Here is a 24868-nt window from a genome sequence, read left to right as displayed (position 1 = left end):
GGTGATCGATGGGCGTCACGGGAGCCTCCGGTCCGGTAATGGACCGGGACGAGGTGGACCGTGCGCTGGCGCGGCTCGGCGCGGAGCACGAGGCGATCGAGACCTCGCTGTTCGCCCTCCAGGACCACGCGGGCCGCCGGCTCCTCGAAGGCGCCGAGCTCACCGGCACGACCAGGGAGCGCTGGGCGGCCACGGAGGCGTCGGTCTCCCTGCTGTGGTCGTACTTCGACGCGTACACCGACGCGCTGCGCACCGCCCGCGACATCCGCGCCCGGCGCCGCTGGTCCAGCCGCGAGGACCTGGTGGAGCTGACCGAGCTGCTGCGCGGCGAGTGCGTCACGGTCGCCGGCAGCGCCACCGCCACGGCGAACGCGCCGACGCTGCACGGCACGGGCAAGCTCAGCGAAAGGTTCACCCTGGTCACGCTCGTGGACCGGATGAACGAGCTGTACGCCAGGTCGCTGGACATGGTCGTCGCCGCCGACGCGGTGTGGTCGGCACTGCCCGCCCGGATCGATCTCCTCGCCGCCGAACTGCAGCGCACCCGCAGGCTCGCGCACTCCGTCGGCGTACGCCCCGGCGAGCACCCGGCCGGTGACGACCTGGAGCGCATCACGCGCACCCTGACCCGGCTGCGCGAGCAGGTGGTGTCCGACCCGCTGGCGTTCTGGCTGCCCGCCGAGGGCAGTTCGGCGCCGGGCGGCGGCAAGCCGGACACCACGGTCTACGACCGGGAGGCGCGCGCCCTGGAGGAGGTGCGCCGGGAGATCGACGCCGTCCTCGCCGTCCGCAAGGACGCCGAGCAGCGCCTGGTCAAGCTGCGGGACGTGCTCTCGCGCGCGGACCGCACGCTCGCCGAGGCGCGCACCGCGCGCGGGGAGGTGCTCGCGAAGATCGCCGCCACGGAGGTGCCGGTGGTCAGCGGCCCGCCGACCGCGCTGCAGGAGCAGCTGGCGACGGCCGCCGAGTACCGCAGACAGGCCCAGTGGCACCGCCTGTCCCCGCTCCTGGAGTCCCTGGAGCAGAAGGCGGAGGACGAACTGCTGCGCGCCCGCGAGTCGTTGACCGCCGTCACGGCCCCGCTCGCGGTCCGCGCCGAGCTGCGCGGCCGCCTCGACGCGTACAAGGCGAAGATCGCCCGGCACGGCCTCGCGGAGGACCCGTTCCTGATCGAGCGGTACGACGCGGCCCGGCGGATGCTGTGGAGCGCGCCCTGCGACCTGCGGGTCGCCGAGCAGGCCGTGCTGCGCTACCAGCACGCGGCGGCGGAACTGCTCGGCACCGCCCCACGGGTGCCGCAGCAGAGCGGTCCGCCGGAGTTTCAGGATCGTAGGGGGGAGTCGTCGTCATGAGTCAGGCACAGCGGACCTGTCAACGGCCCGGCTGCGAGGGCCGTTACGAGGACGTCGGCGGCGGCGAGCTCTACTGCGACACCTGCGGCCTGGCGCCGGTGGTGTCCCCGGACGGCATGGTCGGCTCGCCGCCCACCGGCGTCACCGGCGGCGGCAAGGGCTCGGCGGGCAGCGGCAGTTCCCGCTCCGGCTCCCGCGGCAGTTCCCGTACGTCGTCGCAGTCGTCGAAGTCGCGGCGCTCGGTGTCGGGACGGCTCTCCCGCTCGCTGTCGGGTCGTACCTCGAACCGCTCGGTGTCGGTACGCAGCTCCGGCTCCACCGCCGGCTCCTCGACCCGGGGGCGGCTGGGCGCGGGCCTGGTGCAGGTGCCGCAGGTGCCGCGGCCCGACCCGCGCGCGATGGTGCTGGAAAACCCGGAGGTGCCGGAGCGGAAGCGGTTCTGCTCACGCTCGGACTGCGGGGCGCCGGTAGGCCGCGCCCGCGGCGACCGTCCGGGGCGCACGGAGGGCTTCTGCACCAAGTGCGGGCACCCCTACTCGTTCGTGCCGAAGTTGAAGACCGGCGACGTCGTGCACGGCCAGTACGAGGTGGCGGGCTGCCTCGCGCACGGCGGGCTGGGCTGGATCTACCTCGCCGTCGACCGCGCGGTCTCCGACCGGTGGGTGGTGCTCAAGGGCCTGCTGGACACCGGCGACCAGGACGCGTTCGCCGCCGCGATCTCCGAGCGGCGCTTCCTCGCCGAGATCGAGCACGCCAACATCGTGCGGATCTACAACTTCGTCGAACACCTCGACCAGCGCACGGGCTCCCTCGACGGGTACATCGTCATGGAGTACGTCGGCGGCAAGTCCCTCAAGGAGATCGCCAACGCCCGCCGCACCCCCGAGGGGCGGCGCGACCCGCTGCCGGTGGAGCAGGCCTGCGCGTACGGCATCGAAGCCCTGGAGGCCCTCGACCACCTGCACAGCCGCAACCTGCTCTACTGCGACTTCAAGGTCGACAACGCCATCCAGACCGAGGACCAGCTCAAGCTGATCGACATGGGCGCGGTGCGCCGCATGGACGACGACGAGTCCGCGATCTACGGCACGGTGGGCTACCAGGCGCCGGAGGTCGCGGAGGTCGGCCCGTCGGTGGCGTCGGACCTGTACACGGTGGGCCGCACGCTCGCCGTCCTGACCTTCGACTTCCAGGGCTACACGAACGTCTACGCCGACTCCCTGCCCGACCCCGACAACATCGAGGTCTTCCGGCAGTACGAGTCGTTCTACCGCCTCCTGGTCCGCGCCACCGACCCCGACCCGGCCCGGCGGTTCGCCTCCGCGCAGGAGATGTCGGAGCAGCTGACGGGCGTGCTGCGGGAGGTCGTGTCGCTGCAGACGGGCCGGGCGCGGCCCGCGCTGTCGACGCTGTTCGGGCCGGAACTGCGGGTGACGGACACGGAGTTGTTCCCTCGGCTGGAGGGTGACGTCTCACGGCTGGGGGCACGCGTGGCGGCCCCGCGCCGGGCCGCTCCCGCTGCCGGGGCTCCTGCCGGAGCCGCCTTGGGGACCGCGCCGCTCCCGGCCGGTGGCGCCCTGCACGCCCTCACCGGCGGGACGGACCTCGTCAAGCCGGTCGGCACCGGTGCCGCCGCCCTCGCCCTGCCCGTTCCGCGCGTCGACCCGACCGATCCCAACGCCGGATTCCTGGCCGGCCTCATGGCCACCGCCCCGGCCGAGTTGCTCAGTGCGCTCGCCGCCGCGCCCGCGCCGTCCGTCGAGACGCGGCTGAGGCAGATCCGGGCGTGGCTGGAGAACGGCGACTCCGCGGCCGCGCTGGACGCCCTGGGCGCGCTGGAGGACGAGCGGCCCGACGACTGGCGGGTCGTGTGGTACCGGGGGCTGGCCGCGCTGGTCACCGGTGACCACGAGGGCGCCGCCCTCGCCTTCGACGCGATCTACGACGCCTTCCCCGGCGAAACCGCGCCCAAGCTGGCCCTGGGCCTGTGCGCGGAGGTGCTCGGCCAGCTCGACAACGCCGCCGAGTACTACCGCCTGGTGTGGGCGACCGACCCCAGCTATGTGAGCGCCGCCTTCGGCCTGGCCCGCGTCCAGCTCGCCACCGGCGACCGGCGCGGCGCTGTGGGCGCCCTGGAGTCGGTACCGGAGTCGTCCATCCACTACACCGCTGCCCGCGTCGCCGCCGTGCGGGCCCGGCTGAGGCAACGCACGGCCGCCGCCGGCGACGTACCCTTCCTGGAGGATCTGACCGCCGCCGCCGGGCAGGTCGAGGCGCTGGACGCGTACGGTCTGGACCCGACCCGGCGGGAGCAGTTGGCCACGGAAGTGCTCGGCAGCGCCCTGGACTGGATACTCTCCGGTGGCCAGGGTTCCGCTCCTCCCGCCGCCGGGGGACGGACGCTGCTCGGCAGCGGCCTGGACGAACGGGGCCTGCGCTTCGGCCTGGAGCGTTCGTACCGCACGCTGGCCCGCCTGGCGCGGGGCGGCGAGGAGAGGATCGACCTGGTGGAACGTGCCAATCGTTACCGCCCCCGGACATGGGTGTAGTTGATGTCGCAGATGCCCCAGCTGTCCGCCTGCCCGAGCTGCGAGGAACCCCTCGAGTCGGGTGACCGTTTCTGCGGTGCGTGCGGATACGACCTGTCCGCCGTGCCGCCACGGCCGGACGACAGCCCGACCCTCACCATGAACGGCGCGGGGGTGGGGGTCCCACAGCCCGCCCCGGCCGCCGGCCGGCCCGGCGTGGCCGACCCGAGTGGCCCGCCCCCCGCCGCCCAGCCACCGGCGGACCCGCCGGGCACGGACCCGGGCGGCTCCCCCCTGCCCCCGGCCCACCAGGGCGGCGGGGTCCGCTTCGACCGGCCCCGGGAGCCCGAGGAGTACCCCCTCCAGGCCCCGGACCCGCGCGTCGCCGCCGACCTCGCCGCGCAGGCGGACCCCGCCACGGTGTGCGTGGCCTGCCGCGCGGGCCGTGTCGATCATGACGGCTACTGCGAGAACTGCGGGCACGCCCAGCCGCGCGAACGCGATCACATGGAGCAGGAGTCCGGCCCCGTGGCCGCCGTCAGCGACCGGGGCCTGCGCCACCACCGCAACGAGGACGCGTTCGGCATCGGCCGCACCGCCCTGCCCGACGGCTCGGACGCGCTGGTCGCGATCGTCTGCGACGGCGTCTCTTCGGCGACCCGCCCGGACGACGCCTCCCTCGCCGCCTCCCGCGCGGCCAGCGAGTCGCTGTTGGCGGCCCTGCCGCTCGGCACGCATCCGCAGCAGGCGATGCACGACGCGATCGTCGCCGCCTCGAACGCGGTCAACGCCCTCGCCGAGGAACCCGCCACGGCCCGCGAGCACCAGCCGCACCAGAACGCCCCCGCCTGCACCCTGGTCGGAGCCGTGGTCACCGCCGGTCTGCTGGTGGTCGGCTGGGTCGGCGACAGCCGCGCCTACTGGGTCCCGGTGGACCGCGGCGCCCCGCCGGCCCGCCTCACCGAGGACGACTCCTGGGCCGCCCAGATGGTCGCCGCGGGCCTGATGAACGAGGCCGAGGCCTACGCCGACGAACGCGCCCACGCGATCACCGGCTGGCTCGGCGCCGACGCCTACGAACTGGAGCCGCACACGGCTGCTTTCAAGCCGGACCGGCCGGGTGTGGTGGTGGTGTGCACCGACGGCCTGTGGAACTACGCGGAGGCGGCCGAGGAGATGGCCGGCGTCCTCCCGCCGGACGCCGCCGTACGTCCGCTGCACGGGGCGCGCGTCCTGGTCGGTCACGCCCTGGACGGCGGCGGCCACGACAACGTAACAGTGGCCGTCGTGCCGTTCCCGGCCCCGCCGCAGGGGGCAGGATCGGCCTGAGGCCGCGCACGGGGAGGCCTGGGAAGGCTGGGCGGACCGGAGGGGACCGGTCCGCATTTCCGTCATCTCCCCACCTTTCGTGGGGGCGTTCAAGGGGGATTTGAGAACGTATGGCCATTTTCTCGAAGTCGAACGTGCCGCAGTTCTCGGTGGACGTGTACCAGAACGAGTACCTCCCGGAGGGCGGCCGGGAGGTCAACGCGATCGTCACGGTGACCGCCACCGGCGGGGGCACGATCGGCAGCGCGGTCACGGCCCCTCACCTCTACTCGCCGGGGCAGGGCCCCTCCGCGGCCGTGGCGATCATGGTCGACTGCTCGGGGTCGATGGACTACCCGCCGACCAAGATGCGCAACGCCCGCGACGCCACGGCCGCCGCGATCGACACCCTGCGCGACGGCGTGCACTTCGCGGTGATCGGCGGCACTCATGTCGCCAAGGAGGTCTACCCGGGCGGCGGCCGCCTCGCCGTCGCCGACGCCACCACCCGCGACCAGGCCAAGCAGGCCCTGCGCAAGCTCGGCGCGGGCGGCGGTACGGCGATCGGGGAATGGCTGCGGCTCGCCGACCGCCTGCTGTCCTCGGCGGACGTCGCGATCCGGCACGGCATCCTGCTCACCGACGGCCGCAACGAGCACGAGTCGCCCGAGGCCCTCAAGGCCTCACTGGACGCCTGCGCCGGACGTTTCACCTGTGACGCCCGTGGCGTGGGCACCGACTGGGAAGTGAAAGAAGTCACAGGCATCGCGTCCGCCCTGCTCGGCACCGCCGACATCGTCGCCGACCCGGCCGGCCTCGCCGCCGACTTCACGCAGATGATGGAGACGGCGATGGGCAAGGAGGTCGCGGACGTCGCCCTGCGACTGTGGACGCCCGTCGACACGGCGATCAAGTTCGTCAAGCAAGTGGCGCCCACCGTCGAGGACTTGACCCGCCGCCGCACCGAGGCGGGCCCGCGCGCCGGGGACTACCCCACCGGTTCCTGGGGAGACGAGTCCCGTGACTACCACATCTGCGTCGAGGTCCCGGCCGCGAACATCGGCCAGGAGATGCTCGCCGCCCGCGTCCTGCTGGTGATCCCGCAACCCGACGGCACGGCCCAGAACCTCGGCGCCCAGGGCCTGGTACGAGCCGTATGGACCGACGACATGGCCGCCTCGACGTCGATCAACCCCCAGGTCGCCCACTACACCGGCCAGGCCGAACTGGCCCAAGTCATCCAACAGGGGCTGGACCTGCGCAAATCGGGAGATATCGATGGAGCAACGGCCAAACTGGGCCGCGCCGTTCAGCTCGCCGGCGCCTCCGGAAACGCGGACACTGCGAAACTCCTTGCGAAGGTGGTGGACGTGGTCGATGCCGCGACAGGTACTGTGCGACTGAAGGCGAAGGTCGCGGAGGCCGACGAGATGACTCTCGAAACCCGGTCGACAAAGACCGTTCGTGTAAAGAAGTGACCTGAAACAAAGCGAGCCCGACCCCCCGGGGTTGGAGAAATCCGGTCGAAACGGCCGGAAAAGGAGAGGGGGAAGCGCCGACATGCCGACCTGCCCGAACGGACACCAGTCGGGTTCCGACGACTGGTGCGAGGTCTGCGGTCACCGCATGGCGGGTGCCGTACCTCCACCCCCTCCGCCTCCGCCCGCGGCGGGCGGCGGCTACGGCTTCCCACCGCCGCCCGGCGGCCCCGGTCCGTCCGGGGGTCCTGGCCCGTCCGGTGGGCCGAACACCGGTCAGCCCGGCGGACGTCCGCACCCGTCGGCCGGACCGGACGCGGCGCCCGAGCTGTGCCCGCAGTGCCGCACGCCCCGTGAGGGCGCCGCGCCGTTCTGCGAGGAGTGCCGGTGGAACTTCCTGACCAACACCGCGACTTCGTACACCCCGGCGGCACCGCGCCCGCCGGCCCCGCAGTTCCAGCGGCCGTCCGGGCCACCGCCGTCGTTCGGGGGCGGTGACTCGTACGAGTACCAGAGCTCGCGTCCGTCACAGATGAACCGGCCGGCCGAACCGATCCCGCCCGGGCCGCCGTTCGGGGGCGACCCCGGGGGTCCCTCAGGGGCGTCCGGGCCTGGGAGTGGCTTCGGCGGGGAGCGGCCGGGGGCCGGTGGGCCTCCTGGGGCTCACGGGGCTTCCGGGCCTTCTGCGCCTCCTGGGTTCGGCGGTGAGCGACCGGGTCCTCCTGTTCCCCCTGGTCCTCCGGCGTTCGGTGAGCGGCCCGGCGCTCCCGGTCCCTCCGGTCCGTCGGCCTTCGGCGAACGACCCGGCTCGCCCGGGTTCGGTGGTGAGCGGCCCGGCCCATCCGGCCCTCCCGGCTTCGGCGAACAGCCCGGAACCCCCGGCTCCCCCGGCCCCTCAGCCTTCGGCGAACGGCCCGGCCCGTCCGGCTTCGGCGGTGAGCGGCCCGGCCCGTCCGGCCCTCCCGGCTTCGGTGCCGACCCGTCGCGGCCGGTTCCACCGCCGCCCGGGCCGACGCCCAACACCGGTCCGGGTGGGCCCGGTGGTCCGGGTGGCCCCGGTACGCACCCGGGCGCGCCGCAGGCCTTCCAGGCGTCCGGTCCGGCCGCACCGCCCGCGTTCCCCCAGGAGACGGGTCGGCCTCAGCCGGGTGGCCCGTCCTTCGGTGGCGGTGACGACGACTGGGTGCTCTCCCCGCCGTCGTCCACCGGCCCCGGCGGCCCGGGAGGCCCCGGTCAGCCCGGCGGTCCCGGTCAGCCCGGTGGCTACGGCTATCCGCACCCCGGTGCCCAGTCCGCGCCGCCGCCCGGTCCCGCGGCCCCACAGCGGCCTGCGACCTGGACGGCGACCATCGGTCCGGACCGCGAGTACTTCATGGCGATGATGCAGCGCTCCGGCCCCGAGGCGGCGGGCCTCAACCTGCCCGCGTACTCCCCGGAGCAGCAGCGCACCCTCGCCGGCAACCAGGTCACGATCGGCCGCCGCCGGCACTCCACCGGCGACACCCCCGACATCGACCTGTCGGTGCCGCCGGAGGACCCGGGCGTCTCCCACCAGCACGCGGTGCTGGTTCAGCAGCCGGACGGCAGCTGGGCGATCGTCGACCAGAACTCGACGAACGGCACCACGGTGAACGGCTCGGAGGACCCGATCCAGCCCTTCGTGCCGGTGCAGCTGCAGGACGGCGACCGGGTGCACGTGGGCGCCTGGACGACGATCACGATCCGGCGCGGCTGAGCGGCGGGTCGGCGGGTCGGCGGGTCGGCGGGTCGGCGGGTCAGACTGTCCGGCGGCTCATTCGGCCCGGCGGATCAGTCAGGGAGGGGCCAGGCATACGGCCCCTCCGGTTCGTCCAGCCACGCCCACTCGCGTCCGCCGCCGACAGTGATGCCGTACCGCTCCCGTCCGGGCCGCCCCTCGCGCTCCCACAGCGCGTACGCCTCCTGCGGATCGAGGCTGCCGCGGGTCAGGGCGAGCAGGAACCGGAACAGCTCGTGCTCCCGCCCCCGGCGCGGCACCGCCCCCAGCGCCACCGGCTCCGACTGGGGCCGCCCGGCGCCACGCAGCGGGACGAAGTACGCGGGCGTGTGCAGGAAGTGCCCCTCGGCGTATTCGGCGTCCCGCACGGTCAGCGCGACCAGCCCGGTGGCGAGCGGCGTCAGGATCCGCCCGCCGGGACGGCACTGGGCGAGCCAGGCGGGCGGGATCGAGGCCAGCGTGCAGGTCGCGATGATGCGGTCGAAGGGAGCGCGCTCGGGCACCCCGCGCGCCCCGTCGGAGGTGACGACGACCGGGTGGTACCCGGCGGCGTTCAAATGCCGACGTGCCGACTCGGTGATCTCCGGGTCCAGGTCGACGGTGGTGACGAGGTCGTCGTCGCCGAGCCGGTGCGCGAGCAGGGCCGCGTTGTAACCGGTGCCCGCGCCGATCTCCAGCACCCGGTTGCCGTCCCGCACCCGCAGCTCGGTCAGCATCATCGCCATCAGCGACGGCTGGCTGCTGGACGAGAGCAGCTCGCCGTCCCGCAGCCGCGTCGCCAGTGGGGTGTCGGCGTAGGCGCCGCGCACCCAGCGCTCGCGCGCCTCCGGGTCTGGGCTCTCGCCCCAGCGCCGCTCGTAGCCACCCAGGACGCCCACGTAGTAATACGGCACGAAGAGGTGCCGGGGGACCGCCGCGAACGCCTCCCGCCACACCGGGTCCGCGGCCCACGCCCCGCTCGCGTCGATCTCCCGCACCAGCGCGGCCCGCGCCGAGGCGGCGACGGCCTCCAGGTCCTTGTCGAGTGCATGCGCGCCCATATGTCCACTGTGCTGCGCTTCACAGTGCGAGGCGAGTACCCGGGCCCGCCGACTGCGCGGGTCCTAGGACTTGAGTCCTGGTCCGCCGCGTCTGAGACCATGGATGCGTGAATGAGATTCGGCGCGGCACGCTTCAGGAGCAGACCTTCTACGAGCAGGTCGGCGGGGAGGAGACCTTCCGCCGCCTGGTCAGGCGTTTCTACGAGGGAGTCGCCCAGGACCCGGTCCTGCGGTCGATGTACCCCGAGGAGGACCTGGGCCCCGCCGAGGAGCGCCTCACGCTGTTCCTGATCCAGTACTGGGGCGGCCCGACGACGTACAGCGAGAATCGCGGCCACCCCCGCCTGCGCATGCGCCACGCCCCCTTCACCGTCGACCGGGCGGCACACGACGCCTGGCTGAAGCACATGCGGGACGCCGTCGACGAGCTGGGTCTGTCCGAGGAACACGAGCGCACGCTGTGGAACTACCTCACGTACGCGGCGGCCTCGATGGTGAACACAGCGGGCTGAGCCCCGGCCCGCCGGTGACGGGCGTCAGCGCACGCTGACGCCCAGCGTCCCAAGTCCCGCCCGCCGCACGGCGATCGACCCGTACGGTGTGCGCAGCCGTAGCCAGGCGCCCGACGAGAACAGCCCGAGCTCCTCCGTCCCGGCGGCCGACCGCAGGAATCCCAGGGACTGCGCCGCGTGCACGGCCCGCACCGGAAGGTCGGTGTCCCCGACCGTCCGGGACCAGATCTCGCGCCCGATCCGGTCGAGTTCGGCGCGTGTACGGCCCTCCGGCGGCAGTTCCTCCGTACGGGACCGGAACTCCGCCACCGCCGCGGCGACCATCGCCCGCAGGACATCCGTCGCCGGCATTCCCCTCTCCGGCCGCCAGCCGCCACGCGGCGGCAGCACCCCTGCCCAGGGTGGTCCGGTCACCGCTCCGGGAACGGCCGCCGTGGCCGCGTTCTCGTCCACGGACTCCAGGAGCTCACCGGCTGACACGGTCACGTCGAGGGTGACGTCGAGCCCGTTCTCGAACGGCTTGGCCAGTCGTACCGCCCGGATCGCCAGCACCTCGAAGGACGGCGGCCGGCCGAAGACGGCGAGCGCGGTGCCCGCCGCCTGCAGGCGCACGGCGGCTGAACGGTCGTAGTGCAGCAGCCGGGAGAGGAAGGCCGCGAGGTCCGCCGCCTCCCCCTCGTCGGCGAGGTGGAGCACCGTCATGCGGCGACGGCCTCCTCCTTGTCGTCGTCCAGATACTCCTGGAGGAACTCCCGTTCCTCTTCGGTGATCCGGCGTGGCCGCTCGGCCTCGAAGTCGAACGGCACTATCACCGTCGAGGCCCGGACGTAGATCTGGTCGCCGTCCTTCACCTCGTAGGCGAGGGTGAAGGAGGCGGCCCTGATCTCCGTGACCCACAGCTCGATGTCCACGGGCGTGTGCCGATGGACGAGCTGCCGCTTGTAGTCGATCTCATGGCGTGCCACCACGGACCCCTGCTTGAAGTTCTTGTCCGGGCGGAACAGGAAGTTGACACGGGCTTCCTCCAGGTACCGGAGGAACACCACGTTGTTGACGTGGCCGTACGCGTCCATGTCCGCCCAGCGCAGTGGGCAGCGGTAGATGTGCCGCAAGAGATCAGCCCCGGGTCAGCTTCTTGTAGGTGGCGCGGTGCGGACGGGCGGCGTCCGGCCCCAGTCGCTCGATCTTGTTCTTCTCGTACGACTCGAAGTTGCCCTCGAACCAGAACCACTTGGAGTCACCCTCGTAGGCGAGGATGTGCGTGGCGACGCGGTCGAGGAACCAGCGGTCGTGGGAGACGACCACGGCGCAGCCGGGGAACTCCAGCAGCGCGTTCTCCAGGCTGGAGAGGGTCTCGACGTCGAGGTCGTTGGTCGGCTCGTCGAGGAGCAGCAGGTTGCCGCCCTGCTTGAGGGTGAGCGCCAGGTTGAGGCGGTTGCGCTCACCGCCGGAGAGCACACCGGCCGGCTTCTGCTGGTCCGGCCCCTTGAACCCGAAGGCGGACACGTAGGCGCGGGACGGCATCTCGACCTGGCCGACGTTGATGTAGTCCAGCTCGTCGGAGACGACGGCCCACAGCGTCTTCTTCGGGTCGATGTTCTCGCGGCTCTGGTCGACGTACGAGATCTTGACGGTCTCGCCGACCTTGATCGAGCCGGAGTCGGGCTGCTCCAGGCCCTGGATCATCTTGAACAGGGTCGTCTTACCGGCACCGTTCGGGCCGATCACGCCGACGATGCCGTTGCGCGGCAGGGTGAAGCTGAGGTCGTCGATGAGGAGCTTGTCGCCGAAGCCCTTGCTGAGGTTGTTGATCTCGACGACGACATTGCCCAGACGCGGGCCCGGCGGGATCTGGATCTCCTCGAAGTCCAGCTTCCGCATCTTGTCGGCCTCGGCCGCCATCTCCTCGTAGCGGGCCAGACGCGCCTTGGACTTGGCCTGCCGTCCCTTGGCGTTGGAGCGGACCCACTCGAGCTCTTCCTTGAGCCGCTTCTGCCGCTTGGCGTCCTTCTGGCCCTCGACCTTGAGACGGGAGGCCTTGGTCTCCAGGTACTTGGAGTAGTTGCCCTCGTAGCCGTGCAGCCGGCCGCGGTCGACCTCGCAGATCCACCCGGCGACGTTGTCGAGGAAGTACCGGTCGTGGGTGACGGCGACGATGGTGCCCGGGTACTTGGCCAGGTGCTGCTCCAGCCAGTTCACGGACTCGGCGTCGAGGTGGTTGGTGGGCTCGTCGAGCAGCAGCAGATCGGGCGCCTCGAGCAGCAGCTTGCACAGCGCGACGCGGCGGCGCTCACCACCGGAGAGGGTGGTGACGGGCCAGTCGCCGGGCGGGCAGCCGAGGGCGTCCATGGCCTGCTCCAGCTGGGCGTCGAGGTCCCAGGCGTTGGCGTGGTCCAGCTCCTCCTGGAGCTTGCCCATCTCCTCCAGCAGCGCGTCCGAGTAGTCGGTCGCCATCTGCTCGGCGATCTCGTTGAAGCGGTCGAGCTTGCCCTTGATCTCGGCGACGCCCTCCTGGACGTTCTCCAGGACCGTCTTCTCATCGTTCAGCGGCGGCTCCTGCAGCAGGATGCCGACGCTGTACCCGGGCGACAGGAACGCGTCACCGTTCGACGGCTGCTCAAGACCGGCCATGATCTTGAGGACGGTGGACTTACCGGCGCCGTTCGGACCGACGACGCCGATCTTGGCACCCGGAAGGAAGTTCAGGGTGACGTCGTCGAGAATCACCTTGTCGCCGTGCGCCTTGCGCGCCTTGCGCATGGTGTAAATGAACTCAGCCAAGAGAAACCGTCCGGCAGCTTGAATCTGGCAGTGGGCAGATACACCCCATCTTGCCGTACGGCCACCCCTGTGCGGAAACGCGTATGGTCCGGTGCCCCTGACCTGCGGTTTCGCTGCTGGCTACTCTGGCTCGCCTGTCACTGTCGGTCGCCGTTGGTCGGCCTCGGGGGGCCTCGGACGGCCCAGAGACGGCCCGGCGACGATCATGTCACGACTCAGCCTTGACGGGTCATGTGCTCCGGTAGTGCGCCCCTTCGTGACTCACGCCCCCCTTGCGCATCACGATCACCGCGTGGACGCTTGCTCTTCCATCTAGTCAGCACACACGGGCGTGGGGGGACCATGGCTACCCGTCTGGGGACTGTCGCTTTCTTCGAAATAGTGCGCGCTAAAGATTCACTGAATGCGCGAATGCAAGAAACGGACTGGCAAGTATTCCTTGAAAACTTAGAGAGGACACCTGCCGCCGATCGCATTTCGACACATCGGAGTGACAGCTTTATCGGGCAGGCAGTAAGAGCAGACGGACGCCTTCATCTCTTGGTGGGCAGGATTGGCGCCAGCGAACTTCAAACGGTCGACCTTGATCACGGACACATCGAGGACATTCGCCTCGAAGGAAACAAGGGGACGATTGACACTACGACCGTGTCATTCTTGGAGTACGGAAACATCATTGGGGTCCTTCAAGGGAAGCCGGGATCCCCAAGAGCAGCCGCCATTCAGCGTTGGCTGAATTCCTGCCAGATCACGAACGACGAGATCGCACTTTGGCCGGTCATAGCGAACAACGTATGGGAAAAGCTAGAAAAGGCAGAAGCTGTACATAGCTTCGAGTTCAGCTACAGGCCGAGCCCGGCAATCGCCCCACCAGACGGCGAAGGGCTAGCCAGCTTCGTGCGGCTAGGTGACTCTAGGTACCCCGACCACCGGATCACTCTCAAACTCGAAATTCCCAAAAGGGGAGGGCCTGGTCCGGTAGCCAGACTGCGCGGCCAACGAAGACTGCAAAGCGACATCCAATCTCTGATGTCAGAGCTGGGATATCTAGAGGGCCCGACCGGCGTGGACAGGGCTCAGGCGTTGGTGACCCTTCCCGGAGACGAAGGCGAGGCGAGCGACGAGCCTCTGGACTTCATCAAGCATCACATCACGGCCAAGTGCCGCGTTGAGGTCAGTCATGCTGATGGGCGCCCCCGCTACGAGGCGAGCGTGGCCGCAATCATGGAGGTAGCTCAGGAGAAGCGGCGCGACCTCAAGGCCGCTGTCGGTGCCGGCCAGTAGAGTCGGTCACCTCCACGTTGGGGGGGTGATGCCGTGTCGCACTTTAGTTCTGCGTTGCGTCGACTTAAGGACGCATGGAGCGAAGTACCTGGCCTTGATTGGGTCCTAGCTGTGATGGTCGTGGGTGGCCACTTTGGTATCACCCACTGGGCTTCATGGCCAGGCGCCATAGATGGATTGACAGCCGATCGACGGAAGGATTTATACACCACGGCCGCCTCAGTGTCTGCACTCGTGGGCGGATTTGGGACAGCCGCAATAGCGCAATATGCAAGTTCGCACGGCCGAGATATGCGTGAATTGCGTAGGCGCTTCGGCAGCAGTCTGAGAAGGAACTGGTCAAGCATCCTCACCGGCATGCTGCTCATTTCGGCGGGATGCCTGCTGCTCTTAGTGCTCGACCGGGCAAAAGCAGCGGGATACACCGGGTGGCTCACAGAATTCCTATTGACCCTAGGCGCGGCAAGGTCTATCAGACTGGTGTGGCTTTTCAATATGCTGATTGGCGTCTCAGATCGGGATTCCCTCCAGCCGGAGAGGTCACCTGCCTTACAGTTTCGGAACAGGGAGCCCTAAGGCCTGCCACAAAGCCCAGAGGTCGGCGGAACGGCTTTGGGCTGGAGCTGATTTGGCGCGAGTGATCATGGCCCATTACGCTAGCCAGCGGATCGGGCAGGTTTGTGAGCCTGCCCGTTAGTGCCCGATTTTGGGCCATGATCTTCGAGGCTCGCGCCAAATTGGCTGCCTAAAGCCGTGGAGCCGACCGGCCCCAGCCACAGAGGGGGTTTTCCTACCTCCGCCCGCATGCACGCAGCGCGCCGCCGGGCGCGGCCAGCCGGGACGAAGGCAGGAGGCAGGCCGCGCCGCAGAGGCGGCGCGCGCCCGCGCCGTGCGCGGGCCTTGATCAATGTAGGGAAAGTTGTACCGCGCTCTGCTGGCTGCTGGCCGTCCCTTCCGTGTCTACTCACGTGAGTAGGTTGTAGCTACGCTTGTGCCGACCAGTGCAAGAGGCGGCGAGGAGCGTGCTCAGGGGATGGGACCCAAGTCGGAGCGGGTCTACCGCACGATTCGTGAGTGGATCGCGGGGGGCAAGTACTCGCCAGGTTCCAAGCTCCCGTCCGAGCGGACCTTGTCGGAAGACCTGGGCATCGGCCGTACCGCTCTGCGCCAGGTGCTGGCCAGGCTCGTAGCCGAGGGCGTCGTCGAGGTCCACAACCGCAGCTCCTATCGCGTGCCCGATCGGTCCGTGACTACGGAAGCGCCGGCGGATGTCGAGGCCTGGCAGATCCACGGTGAGCGCACCCTGTATGACAACCGGTGGGTGACGCTGAGTCTCGTCGACCTCGAACCGCCTGGGGTCGACCGCTTCGAGCATCACGTCGTACGACTGCACCACGTGGCCGTCGCTGCCGTCATCGACGACCAGGACCGCGTGCTCATGATGTGGCGGTACCGCTTCGTCCCCGACTCCTTCGGCTGGGAGCTGCCTGGCGGCATCGTCGACGAGGGTGAAGATCCCTTGCAGACGGCCATGCGTGAGGTCGAGGAAGAGACCGGCTGGCGGCCGAACTCCCTGCAACACGTGGTCACCTATCAGCCGATGGTCGGCATGGTCGATTCACCGCACGAGATCTTCGTGGGCCAGGGTGCCAAGCTCGTCGGCGAGCCGACGGACTTGGAAGAGGCCGGGCACATCGCCTGGGTGCCCCTCTCCGACATCCCCGGCCTGATGGCTCGTGGCGAACTCATGGGTTCGGGCACCCTCGTTGCCCTCCTGCACGTGCTTGCGTCGCGCGGCGCCGGGGCTTCGCCTACAACCGCTGGGTGAGCTGCTCGATGCGGCGCCGGTGACGTACTGAGCCGGTTCGGCTGGCCACCAACCGGGCCTGTCGCAGGTGCTCGTGCGCCTGGTCGTACTCACCGCGTGCCAGGTGTGCCTCCGCGAGATCGCAGCGCAGTCCTGCCGATGCCCTGATGAACGTGGGATCGGCGGTTTCGAGGGCCGTGTACAGGCTGCCCACCGCGTCGTCGTCGCCTATCAGCGCGAGTGCGTTGCCGCGCCACCTCGCCAGGTGCCCTTCGTTGAGGAAGATGCTCAGCATGTCGGGGTCGCGGGCCTCCTCCCCGGTCGGCAGGTGCCGCACCGCATGTTCCAGTGCTCGCCGGCACTCGTCGTGAAGACCGGCTCGGGCACAGATCTCGGCCTCAGCTGCGTACAGCCACGCTGTCAGCCGCGGGGACATGGCTTTGCCACCGAGCCTCTGTGCGTCTCGCACCAGTTGCACGGCCATGTCAGCGCGTCCGGCATCACAGAGGACGTACGCCTGTTCTGCCGTGGCGTGTGCGAGGTACATCGGTTCTTCGGCCTCTTGGGCTGCCCGCTTGCCCAGCTCGTAGTGACGCCAGGCTCGTTCCACTGCCCCCACGTCGAGGGCTTGCCAGGCGGCCAGCGTCGCCGCTCCGGCCAGTGCCCGTGCGACGGGACGGCGCGTGTCCGGAAGCACCGCGAAGGTGAGCGCGTCTTCCAGGGTCCCGAGGTGGGCGGTCATCTGGTCGACCAGACTGGCGGCGCCCATCTGCCGGTCCATGGTCCGGAGCAGCTCCGTTTGATCCATGAACGTCTTGACCATGGTCATGCTGACGTTGCGAGCTGCGTCGATCCGGCTCATGAGTTCGTCGTACCCGTCGGCCGCAACGAGTGCCGGCACTGACTGGGGTTGGCCGCTCAGTTCGTCGTCCGTAATCCCTAGGAGCGCGCGAAGGATCTTCGCGTAGTGGCTGGAGATCGTCCGTCTGCCGTTCTCCCACTCCGAGACGTAGACTCGCAGGCTCGCCGTTGACGCGACGGTGACCATGTGCTGGCGCGCGTAACGTTCGATCTCCCGGACCAAACGCTCCTGGGACCATTCCCGCGCCGTCCTTGCTGCTTTGAGTCCACTCATCTCGTAGTGCCGCCCTGCGTAGGGGTGTTGAGCCGTAACAGCAGCATGCCTCACATCACCGCAGGTCGGCAGGGGTTAACCGGTCGGCTGTTAACCCCTGTTGGCTACCGGTGAGTTGGCCTGCCCGCTTCTCTAGACGTGTCGATGTCAGGCGAGTTGAGACGCCGAACAGATGGCACCGCTTGACAACTGGTGCGCACCAGATGCAACCTTCTGGTGCGCACCAGTTGGAAGCGCCGAACGTCCGCAGCTTTGCTGCGACCTCCGTCAACGCACAGGAGCGGCGACCCACCGCCAAGCAAGTACGCCGCTCCCGCCCCTGAAAGGGAGTTCCATCATGCGTCAGATTCCCGTCGACACGTCCGCCGCGACCGTGATGGTCGCCAAGCCCCCACAGCCCAAGGTCAAGGACCGCCGTACCGGCGAGATCGCCACGGACGCCGAGACCGGCGCGAAGCTGATGACCGTGGACGTGATGTTCGCGGCCAACGACGAAGTCGAGATCCTGTCCGTCACCGTTCCCGAGACCGGCATCTCCGGTGACCTGGTCATGGGTACCTCGGTGGCGCTGACCGGGCTGATCGCCCGGCCGTGGGAGAACGAGTTCAACGGCCAGAAGCGGCACGGCATCGCCTTCCGCGCGGTCGCCGTCACCTCGCTGGCAGCCACGGGCTCGGCGTCGAAGGCGGCCTGATCATGACGTGGTTCATGGTCGCCGTGGTTGTGGTCGTCGCCGCTGCGGGTCTCCTGCGGTGGCGGCGCCCCGCCTGGTACTGGCTGACCTTCGGGGTCACCGTCGCCGCGGTGCGGGTCCTGGTCCGGTACGCCTCGGTCATGGACGCATGCGGCCTGACCGTGCCGCCCCCGCGCTGGCGCCTGGCGCTGGCCCGGATGACGAACCGGCCGGTGCCGGAGTCCCGTGCGCCGCGCATCCTGCGGCTGCGGCCGACCCGGACCGGGCTTGTCCTGCGGCTGAAGCTGCAGCCGGGGCAGGATGCCTTCGACGTGGCGGCCGCCACGGACCGGCTGCGGCACTCCTTCTCGATGTACGGCGTGACCTCCCGTGAGGTCCGCTCCGGCGTCGTTGAGCTGCGGATGACCGGCTACGACGTGCTCGCGCGGGTACAGATGCCCGCCAACGTGGACCGTGCGCCGATGCGGGTTCCCGTCGCGCTGCGGGAGGACGGCTCGGTGCACTACCGCGACTACCGCGCCGTCCCGCACGGCCTGACCCTCGGCGCCACGGAGTCCGGCAAGTCCGTCTACCAGCGCAACCTGGTCGCCGGGCTCGCCTCGCACCATGTCGCCCTGGTCGGCATCGACTGCAAGCAGGGCGTCGAACTCTTCCCCCTGGCCCGCCGGTTCTCCGCCCTGGCCGACACCCCCGACACGGCACTCGACCTACTCGAAGCACTCGTGACGTACATGCAGGAGGTGTACCAACTCATCCGCGCCGAGCAGCGCATCAGCGTCGCCGTCCCGGACGCGGAGATCGCGGCCGATATCTGGGACCTGCCAGAGGAGCTGCGGCCCGTCCCCGTGGTGGTCCTGGTCGACGAGGTCGCCGAACTGGCCCTGTTCGCCACGAAGGAGGAGGAGAAGCGCCGGGACCGCATCATCACGGCCCTGGTGCGGCTCGCTCAGCTCGGCCGCGCGGCCGGCATCTACCTGGAGATCTGCGGGCAGCGCTTCGGCTCCGAACTCGGCAAGGGCATCACCATGCTCCGTGCCCAGCTCACCGGCCGCACCGCGCACCGCGTCAACGACGAAACCTCGGCGAACATGGCCTTCGGTGACATCTCGCCGGATGCCGTCCTGGCCGCGATCCAGATCCCGGCCGAGACACGCGGGGTGGCCATCGCAGGCGACTCCACCGGTGGCTGGCACCGCATCCGCGCCCCGCACACCTCGCTGCGCCAGGCCGTGAACATCTGCAACAAGCACGCCGACCGCACCCCGGACCTGCCCGCCCTGGCCCCCTTCCGGCCCGCGGCTGCCTCGTTGCCCTCGGCCCGGGTGTCGCTGTCCAAGACAGCAACCGCCACCGCCTGACCCTCCCCCGCTTCCTCGGTCGGCGCGACCGCCTTCGCGCCAGGTCCCTACCCCCTCCATGCCTCGAACAGGAAGGAGTCCCCTCGTGTTCTGCGAATACTGCGGCGACATCGACGGCGACGAAACGGGTGTTGACCACGACGAACGAGACTGCCCCTGGTACGACGCCGACAACGGCACCGTGACCGTGACGATCGACCCGGCCGAGCTGGCCGACGCCCTGCAGACCATGGCGGACGGCTCCCCGAACCTGCGGGCCGCGATCGGCCTCCTGGCCGACCACGGACTGTGGATCAAGCGTCTCGCCGAGCGGCCCGGCCTGCTGCTGATCGACTACTCCGGACCCGCTCCCAAGCCCTACGGCATCAACTGGCTCAAGGTCGTCGAGGCGCTGACCGCGAAGGAACTGCCCGCCTCCGGCGGGGAACTGCGCATCCTCTCCATCGCCGCGTCCCTCGCCGACACCGTCGCCCGCATCCCGCTCGGTGACGCTGTCAGCGGTCTGGACGCGACCAACCTCGACCGGGTCCTGAAGGCCATCACCGTGGCCAACGGCCGACTCGTTGCGCGGTGACAGTGATGGCCTCTCGACTGCGCATCGACGCCGTCCTGGTCCAGGCCGTCATCGCCGGGGCGCTGTCCTTCGCCCACCTGCACGACCTGGCCGCCGCTGCCGGACAGGACGGCTGGAAGGCCTGGGCCTACCCGGTCTCGGTCGACCTGCTCCTGGTCGCCGCCTGGCGCCGACTCCGTACCGACGGGCCGTCTCGGCTGGCTTGGTGCTGGTTCGTGATCGCCCTGGTCGCCTCGCTCGGCGCCAACGTCGCAACCGCTGGACTCCTCGACCTGGGCGACGTCCCGGACTGGCTGCGCATCCTCGTCGCCGCCTGGCCCGCACTCGCCTTCATGGGCGGCACCCTCCTCGCCCACTCGCCCGGAGACCGGGCGCCGGATCCGCCGGCACCCGCAGCCCCAACCACCGAGCCGGATCACGAGCTGGTCCCCGCATCAGAGGCGGAGCCTGAACCGGTCCCGGCCATCGACGCCACCCCGTCCCTTCCGGCCGCCGATCCCGCACCGGTTCCCACCGCTCCTGCGGTCCCCGTCCCGGCCGCGCTGGTCGACCACGCCCGCAAGGTCGCCGCCGACCACCACGCCCGCACCGGCAACCGGATCGACACCGACACCCTGCGCGCCCGCCTTGGCGTCCCGCCCCACCTCGCCGACGCCATCGCCGCCCAACTCACCTGAGCAGAAAGGAGAACCACCGTCATGACCGCCCGCGACCACTTCCACTCCGTGATGCGGATCGGCCCCGTGCAGATCGGCACCCACCGCGACCGCAACGGCCGAACCAAGCACGCGGCCGTGTGCAGCGCCGACCGCTGCGGCTGGTCCGCCGACTACTCCAGCCAGTCCGCCGCCCAGCTCGCCGCCCGCACCCACCGCTGCAAGGTCCGCTGAGGAGGCCACCGCCCGTGGAAGTTCCGCTCTGGCTCGCCCTGCTCGTCGTCGGCTGGCTCGGGGTCAAGCTCATCCGCCCGCCCGCCTGGTTCATCGTCGTCCTCCTCCTCGGCGGCTTCCTCCTCGCCGACAGCGTCCTCGCCCCCGCCATCAACACCTTCATCAAGTAGCCCGGGAAGGGAGATCAGCCATGCTCCGCCCCAAGATCCCGACCAACCCCACACCCACAGGCCGCGTCACGCCGCCCGTTGTCGTCGAGCCGACCGCGATCGTCCCGGCCGCCCACACCCCGCCCACCGTCCCGGTGGCTCCGGTGCCGTCCCGGCCCGTCGTCCAGCTCACCCCCGGCACCGCTCTCGCCCTCGTCGGCGGCGGAACCGCCGTGGTCCTGGTCGTCGGCGCCGTCCTGGTCTCGATGCTCCTGGCGGTCGCCGTCACGGCCGTCTCGGTCGCCGTCTGCGCCGTCGTCCTGCGCTCGCTCCTCGCCTCCGAGGCCAAGCGCCGCTGAACGGTCCTGGGGCGTCGCACAAGCCGCCAAGCACGCCGCCGCCACCGGGACACGCGCTCCGCCAGCCAACCGCCACCGCGAAAGGGAGAACACCGTGGATCTGCACATAGCCGCCAGCATCGTGCCGTTACTCGGCTGGGCCGTGCACGGAGGCATCCTCACCCACCGCCTCGCCTCCGCCCGCCGCGACCCGCTCACCGGACTGCACACCCGCGCCGGATGGACCGCCCGCGCCGAACACTGCATCCGCCGGCACCCGCACGCCGCCGTGCTCCTGGTCGACCTCGACCACTTCAAGACACTCAACGACACCCACGGCCACGCCGCCGGGGACGCAGCCCTCACCGCCACCGCCGACCGGCTCCGGGCCTGGTGCGGCCGCCACGGCACCGCCGGACGCCTGGGCGGAGACGAATTCGTCGCCGTCCTCCAGGACCTGGCCGCCGCGGACCTCGACGCCCTCACCACCGCACTGCACCAGCCCCTGCACTTCGACGGGAAGTCGCTGCCGCTGGCCGCCTCGGTCGGCGTCTGTGCCGTCTCCGAACTCCCGGTGCGGGCCCTTACTGAGGCGCTCGCCGCCGCTGACGCGGCCATGTACGCCGCCAAGGGCCGCAGCCGCCGGGGCTCGCGCACCTCTCGCTGACCGGCCGCCGGGTGGCGCACAAGCCGCCAAGCACGCCGCCACCCGGGGCCGTTCCTTCCAACCGCAATCGAAAGGAACCACCAGCATGACCCAGCACACCACGCCCCCGCCGAGGATCTGCCCGAACTGCGACGGCTTCGCCTCCGCCGCCATCACCCTCGGCAGCCGCGACACCTGCGGCCACCTGCGCACCATCACCGCGCACTGCCCGACCTGCCACGGCCTGGGAACCGTCCCCGCCCGCCACAGCCGGGAGGGCGCCCGTGCCTGACCTGCTCCTCGACCCGGCCACCCTCGGCGACCTGCTGAGGGTGGCCTCGGCCCCCGACTACACCCGCTGGGAAGACCAGATCCGCCGCACCGGCGGCTGCGCCGACCCCATCCACCTGACCGGCTGGGTCCTCCACAAGGACAAGACGACCGGCGAGACCCTGCACCACTACTCCACCGAGAACGAGCCGGGCGGCCGTCTCCGCGTCGCCTGCGGCAACCGCCGGGCCTCGCGCTGCCCGGCCTGCGCCTGGACCTACGCGGGCGACACCTACCACCTCATCCGCGCCGGGCTCGCCGGGGACGACCGACGCGACATCCCCGCCACTGTCCGCGACCACCCACGCGTCTTCGCCACCCTCACCGCCCCCTCGTTCGGCCCGGTCCACAACCGGCCCGACCGGGGCGTCTGCCGCTGCGGCACCCGCCACGCAGCCGATGACCCCGTCCTGGGCACCGCCTTGGACCCTGTCACCTACGACTACGCGGGCGCCGTCCTGTTCAACAACCACGCCGGACAGCTCTGGCAGCGCTTCGCCAACCGGCTCCGCCGCGAGATCGCCGCCCGCGCCGGCATCACCCAACGAGAGCTGAAGGAGTGCGCCCGGCTGTCGTACGGCAAGGTCGCCGAGTTCCAGAAGCGCGGTGCCGTGCACTTCCATGCCGTGATCCGCATCGACGGACCCGAGGGACCGGACACCGCCCCGCCGTCCTGGGCGACGGTCGACCTCCTCGCCGACGCGACCCGTGCAGCTGCAGCGCACTCCTACACGTCGGTCTCCGTCCCGGCCGCCGACGACCAACCGGCCCGCACCTTCCGCTGGGGCACCCAACTCGACATCCGCCCCGTCAAGGCTTTCGGTGACGGCTCCGACATCACCGAACAGGCCGTCGCCTCCTACGTCGCCAAGTACGCCACCAAGGCCGCCGAGAACACCGGCACCCTGGACCGCCGGATCGGCGAACTCGCCGAACTCGACCGCCACCAGGTCCCCGACCACACCCGCCGCCTCATCGAGGCCTGCAAGCAGCTCGACCCCCTCTACCCAGACCGCCGCCTATGGGCCTGGGCACACATGCTCGGTTTCCGCGGCCACTTCTCCTCCAAGTCCCGCCGCTACTCCACCACCCTCGGCGCCCTCCGCCAGGAACGCGCCGACTACCGCGCCGCCCAAGAGGCCGCCGCCCTCGGCCTGGAGGACATCGAGCCAGACACCGTCCTGATCCTCGCCGACTGGCAGTACGCCGGACACGGCCACACCCCCGGCGAATCGGCCCTCGCCGCCACCATCGCCCGCGACCTCCAGCTCAACCGCGAAACCGCCCGCGAAGCCCTACGCGACCAACTCACGGACGAAGGGAAGTGCTGACCATGGCCTCAGAGCTGCCCCACCGGTTCCTGACCCCTGAGGACCTGGTCGCGATGTTCGAGCTGCCCAGCGTCGAGACGGTCTACCAATGGCGCCGTAAGCGCACAGGTCCCCGCGGCTTCCGCGTCGGCCGGCATCTCCGCTTCGACCCGAACGACGTGCGGGCCTGGGTGGATTCTCAGATCGGGGAGGCTGCCTGATGGCTGGCCACATCCAGGACCGTTGGTATCGGACCGAGGTCGGCCCGGAAGGTAAAACCCGCAAGGTCAAGACCGACCGCCACGGCATGGGAATGCGCTATCGGGCCCGCTACATCGGCCCGGACGGCACAGAGAAGTCGAAGAGCTTCCCCGACAAGCAGAAGCGCTTGGCCGACGCCTGGCTGACCAACATAGAAGCCGACATGGCGCGCGGGCAGTACATCGACCCGAAAGCAGCGCGGGTCACCTTCCGCGAGTACACCGATCGCTGGCTGGCCGCCCTCACGACCGACCTCACCAGCCGTGCAGCAGTGGAAGGCCGGTTGCGCCTCCACGCCCTGCCGTACCTCGGCACACGGCCGATCGGCTCGTTCCAACCCGAGCACATCCGCGACTGGAGCCGTCAGCTCGAGGACGTGGTGTCGTCGGCTCAGTACCGGCGCCTTATCTTCGACGCCGTCTCCTCCGTGTTGAACGCGGCTGTAGATGACCGTCTCTTGGCCTCGAACCCGTGCCGGGCCCGATCGGTCAAGGCACCTCGCCCCGCGCCGTCGCGTGTCCATCCGTGGTCAGCAGAGCAGGTCTTCGCCGTACGCACTGGCCTCCCCGAGCGCTACCGGGCCATGGTTGACCTGGGCGCCGGTTGCGGGCTGCGACAGGGTGAGATCTTCGGCCTGGCCGTCGACAACATCGGCGATCTAGGCTGGCTCTACGTCCGCCAGCAGGTCAAGAAGGTTCGCGGCACGCTCGTCTTCGCCCCGCCCAAGCGCGGCAAGTTCCGTGACGTTCCCCTCGACCCAGAGGTGTCGGCGGCGCTCCGTGAGCACATGGAGCGTTTCCCGCCCGTCGAGGTGACCTTGCCCTGGCTGACTCCGACCGGCCCCAAGGTCACGCATCGTCTGCTGTTCACGAGCGACATCGGCGCAGCCATCTGGAGCCAGGCCTTCAACGACCGGGCGTGGAAGCCTGCGCTCGCATCCGCCGGCATCATCCCGACCCCGGAGAAGGGCGAGCGTTATGCCGCCGCCCGTCAGCACGGCATGCACGCCCTACGCCACTTCTACGCCTCGGTCCTCCTGGACGCCGGGGAAAGCATCAAGGCTCTGAGCCTCTACCTCGGCCACAGCGACCCGGGGTTCACGCTCCGCGTCTACACGCACCTCATGCCGTCCAGCGAGACCCGGACCCGGAAAGCAATCTCCGCGATGTACCGGGCCGCCGGTCACGCCCACGACGGCCCAGGGACGGCCCAAGCCGCCTGACACGGCCCCTCATCGGCGAGAAAACCGCTGGTGAGGGGCCTTTTTCATACCCTCTCGCGGCAAGTAACACCCCATCTTGCCGCATGGCCGGCCACCGGAGGAAACCGCCTGGTGG

The 24868-nt window shown here is 70.4% G+C and carries 25 protein-coding genes; 20 read left to right on the top strand and 5 right to left on the bottom strand.

Annotated features, from left to right (window positions below; genetic code table 11):
• Positions 1 to 8 precede the first annotated feature (8 nt).
• The 5 genes from I2W78_RS25995 (at position 9) to I2W78_RS25975 (ending at position 8401) form a co-directional block, all read left to right on the top strand.
• Positions 9 to 1352, top strand: coding sequence for a hypothetical protein (locus tag I2W78_RS25995; protein ID WP_196462687.1), 1344 nt, complete (start codon positions 9 to 11; stop codon positions 1350 to 1352).
• Positions 1349 to 3901 (top strand): serine/threonine-protein kinase, encoded by a 2553-nt coding sequence (locus tag I2W78_RS25990; RefSeq protein ID WP_196462686.1) that lies wholly within the window; start codon positions 1349 to 1351, stop codon positions 3899 to 3901. Before I2W78_RS25995 ends, I2W78_RS25990 begins: the two co-directional genes overlap by 4 nt.
• A 3-nt stretch (positions 3902 to 3904) precedes the next feature.
• Entirely contained in the window at positions 3905 to 5209 is a 1305-nt protein-coding gene (locus I2W78_RS25985; RefSeq protein WP_196462685.1) for a PP2C family serine/threonine-protein phosphatase, read from the top strand.
• Positions 5210 to 5319: 110 nt separating this feature from the next.
• A complete protein-coding gene (locus I2W78_RS25980) occupies positions 5320 to 6666 on the top strand; it encodes a vWA domain-containing protein (protein WP_196462684.1) in 1347 nt (448 codons plus the stop codon).
• An 82-nt stretch (positions 6667 to 6748) separates the two neighbouring features.
• Positions 6749 to 8401 carry an FHA domain-containing protein gene (locus tag I2W78_RS25975; protein ID WP_196462683.1) on the top strand — a complete coding sequence of 551 codons (1653 nt, stop codon included), beginning with the start codon at positions 6749 to 6751 and terminating at the stop codon, positions 8399 to 8401.
• A 74-nt stretch (positions 8402 to 8475) separates the two neighbouring features.
• Here the strand turns inward: I2W78_RS25975 and I2W78_RS25970 are convergent, their stop codons facing one another.
• The gene (locus I2W78_RS25970; protein ID WP_196462682.1) at positions 8476 to 9462 is read right to left on the bottom strand and encodes a methyltransferase domain-containing protein; all 987 of its coding nucleotides are present in this window, start codon (positions 9460 to 9462) and stop codon (positions 8476 to 8478) included.
• A 107-nt stretch (positions 9463 to 9569) separates the two neighbouring features.
• Between I2W78_RS25970 and I2W78_RS25965 the strand changes: the two genes are divergently transcribed.
• Positions 9570 to 9974, top strand: coding sequence for a globin (locus I2W78_RS25965; RefSeq protein ID WP_196462681.1), 405 nt, complete (start codon positions 9570 to 9572; stop codon positions 9972 to 9974).
• 24 nt (positions 9975 to 9998) lie between these two features.
• Here I2W78_RS25965 and I2W78_RS25960 read toward each other — a convergent pair whose 3' ends face one another.
• Genes I2W78_RS25960 through ettA form a run of 3 tightly spaced genes read right to left on the bottom strand, consistent with a single transcriptional unit; the run spans position 9999 to position 12755 of the window.
• Complete coding sequence (locus tag I2W78_RS25960) at positions 9999 to 10676, bottom strand: hypothetical protein (RefSeq protein ID WP_196462680.1); 678 nt, start codon at positions 10674 to 10676, stop codon at positions 9999 to 10001.
• Entirely contained in the window at positions 10673 to 11086 is a 414-nt protein-coding gene (locus I2W78_RS25955; RefSeq protein WP_196462679.1) for an acyl-CoA thioesterase, read from the bottom strand. The genes I2W78_RS25960 and I2W78_RS25955 overlap by 4 nt, the downstream gene beginning before the upstream one ends.
• 4 nt (positions 11087 to 11090) lie before the next feature.
• Positions 11091 to 12755 (bottom strand): energy-dependent translational throttle protein EttA, encoded by a 1665-nt coding sequence (ettA, locus tag I2W78_RS25950; RefSeq protein ID WP_196462678.1) that lies wholly within the window; start codon positions 12753 to 12755, stop codon positions 11091 to 11093.
• A gap of 342 nt (positions 12756 to 13097) precedes the next feature.
• Between ettA and I2W78_RS25945 the strand changes: the two genes are divergently transcribed.
• Both I2W78_RS25945 and I2W78_RS25940 read left to right on the top strand, forming a co-directional pair.
• Complete coding sequence (locus I2W78_RS25945; protein ID WP_196462677.1) at positions 13098 to 14039, top strand: hypothetical protein; 942 nt, start codon at positions 13098 to 13100, stop codon at positions 14037 to 14039.
• A gap of 1033 nt (positions 14040 to 15072) precedes the next feature.
• On the top strand, positions 15073 to 15867 hold the full coding sequence (locus tag I2W78_RS25940) for an NUDIX domain-containing protein (protein ID WP_196462676.1): 795 nt from the start codon (positions 15073 to 15075) through the stop codon (positions 15865 to 15867).
• Here the strand turns inward: I2W78_RS25940 and I2W78_RS25935 are convergent.
• Positions 15851 to 16894, bottom strand: a complete 1044-nt coding sequence (locus I2W78_RS25935) for an XRE family transcriptional regulator (RefSeq protein WP_196464716.1) — start codon at positions 16892 to 16894, stop codon at positions 15851 to 15853. The two genes, I2W78_RS25940 and I2W78_RS25935, sit on opposite strands and share 17 nt — an antisense overlap.
• A gap of 424 nt (positions 16895 to 17318) precedes the next feature.
• On the opposite strand from I2W78_RS25935, the gene I2W78_RS25930 reads away from it, so the two are divergent.
• From I2W78_RS25930 to I2W78_RS25875, 12 genes are all read left to right on the top strand, one after another.
• Complete coding sequence (locus tag I2W78_RS25930) at positions 17319 to 17675, top strand: SCO3933 family regulatory protein (protein WP_196462675.1); 357 nt, start codon at positions 17319 to 17321, stop codon at positions 17673 to 17675.
• A gap of 2 nt (positions 17676 to 17677) precedes the next feature.
• Complete coding sequence (locus I2W78_RS25925; RefSeq protein ID WP_196462674.1) at positions 17678 to 19033, top strand: FtsK/SpoIIIE domain-containing protein; 1356 nt, start codon at positions 17678 to 17680, stop codon at positions 19031 to 19033.
• Positions 19034 to 19118: 85 nt separating this feature from the next.
• Positions 19119 to 19607, top strand: coding sequence for a hypothetical protein (locus I2W78_RS25920; RefSeq protein WP_196462673.1), 489 nt, complete (start codon positions 19119 to 19121; stop codon positions 19605 to 19607).
• A gap of 5 nt (positions 19608 to 19612) precedes the next feature.
• On the top strand, positions 19613 to 20284 hold the full coding sequence (locus I2W78_RS25915) for a DUF2637 domain-containing protein (protein ID WP_196462672.1): 672 nt from the start codon (positions 19613 to 19615) through the stop codon (positions 20282 to 20284).
• A 21-nt stretch (positions 20285 to 20305) separates the two neighbouring features.
• Positions 20306 to 20497 carry a mobile element transfer protein gene (locus I2W78_RS25910; RefSeq protein WP_196462671.1) on the top strand — a complete coding sequence of 64 codons (192 nt, stop codon included), beginning with the start codon at positions 20306 to 20308 and terminating at the stop codon, positions 20495 to 20497.
• Between the two features lie 14 nt (positions 20498 to 20511).
• Positions 20512 to 20667 carry a hypothetical protein gene (locus tag I2W78_RS25905; protein ID WP_196462670.1) on the top strand — a complete coding sequence of 52 codons (156 nt, stop codon included), beginning with the start codon at positions 20512 to 20514 and terminating at the stop codon, positions 20665 to 20667.
• 20 nt (positions 20668 to 20687) lie between these two features.
• Positions 20688 to 21005: a SpdD-like protein gene (locus I2W78_RS25900; protein ID WP_196462669.1), complete on the top strand. Its 318-nt coding sequence runs from the start codon at positions 20688 to 20690 to the stop codon at positions 21003 to 21005.
• Between the two features lie 94 nt (positions 21006 to 21099).
• Positions 21100 to 21651, top strand: a complete 552-nt coding sequence (locus I2W78_RS25895) for a GGDEF domain-containing protein (protein ID WP_196462668.1) — start codon at positions 21100 to 21102, stop codon at positions 21649 to 21651.
• A gap of 85 nt (positions 21652 to 21736) precedes the next feature.
• Complete coding sequence (locus I2W78_RS25890; RefSeq protein WP_196462667.1) at positions 21737 to 21922, top strand: hypothetical protein; 186 nt, start codon at positions 21737 to 21739, stop codon at positions 21920 to 21922.
• On the top strand, positions 21915 to 23291 hold the full coding sequence (gene repSA / locus I2W78_RS25885; protein ID WP_196462666.1) for a replication initiator protein RepSA: 1377 nt from the start codon (positions 21915 to 21917) through the stop codon (positions 23289 to 23291). The genes I2W78_RS25890 and repSA overlap by 8 nt, the downstream gene beginning before the upstream one ends.
• A 2-nt stretch (positions 23292 to 23293) precedes the next feature.
• Positions 23294 to 23491 (top strand): helix-turn-helix transcriptional regulator, encoded by a 198-nt coding sequence (locus tag I2W78_RS25880; RefSeq protein ID WP_196462665.1) that lies wholly within the window; start codon positions 23294 to 23296, stop codon positions 23489 to 23491.
• On the top strand, positions 23491 to 24753 hold the full coding sequence (locus tag I2W78_RS25875) for a tyrosine-type recombinase/integrase (RefSeq protein WP_196462664.1): 1263 nt from the start codon (positions 23491 to 23493) through the stop codon (positions 24751 to 24753). Before I2W78_RS25880 ends, I2W78_RS25875 begins: the two co-directional genes overlap by 1 nt.
• The last annotated feature ends 115 nt before the right edge of the window (positions 24754 to 24868 follow it).

The organism is Streptomyces spinoverrucosus (genome assembly GCF_015712165.1).
Lineage (GTDB): Bacteria > Actinomycetota > Actinomycetes > Streptomycetales > Streptomycetaceae > Streptomyces > Streptomyces spinoverrucosus_A.
The sequence above is the reverse complement of the archived record's forward strand: the minus strand, read 5'-3'. Positions and strand labels throughout refer to the sequence as shown.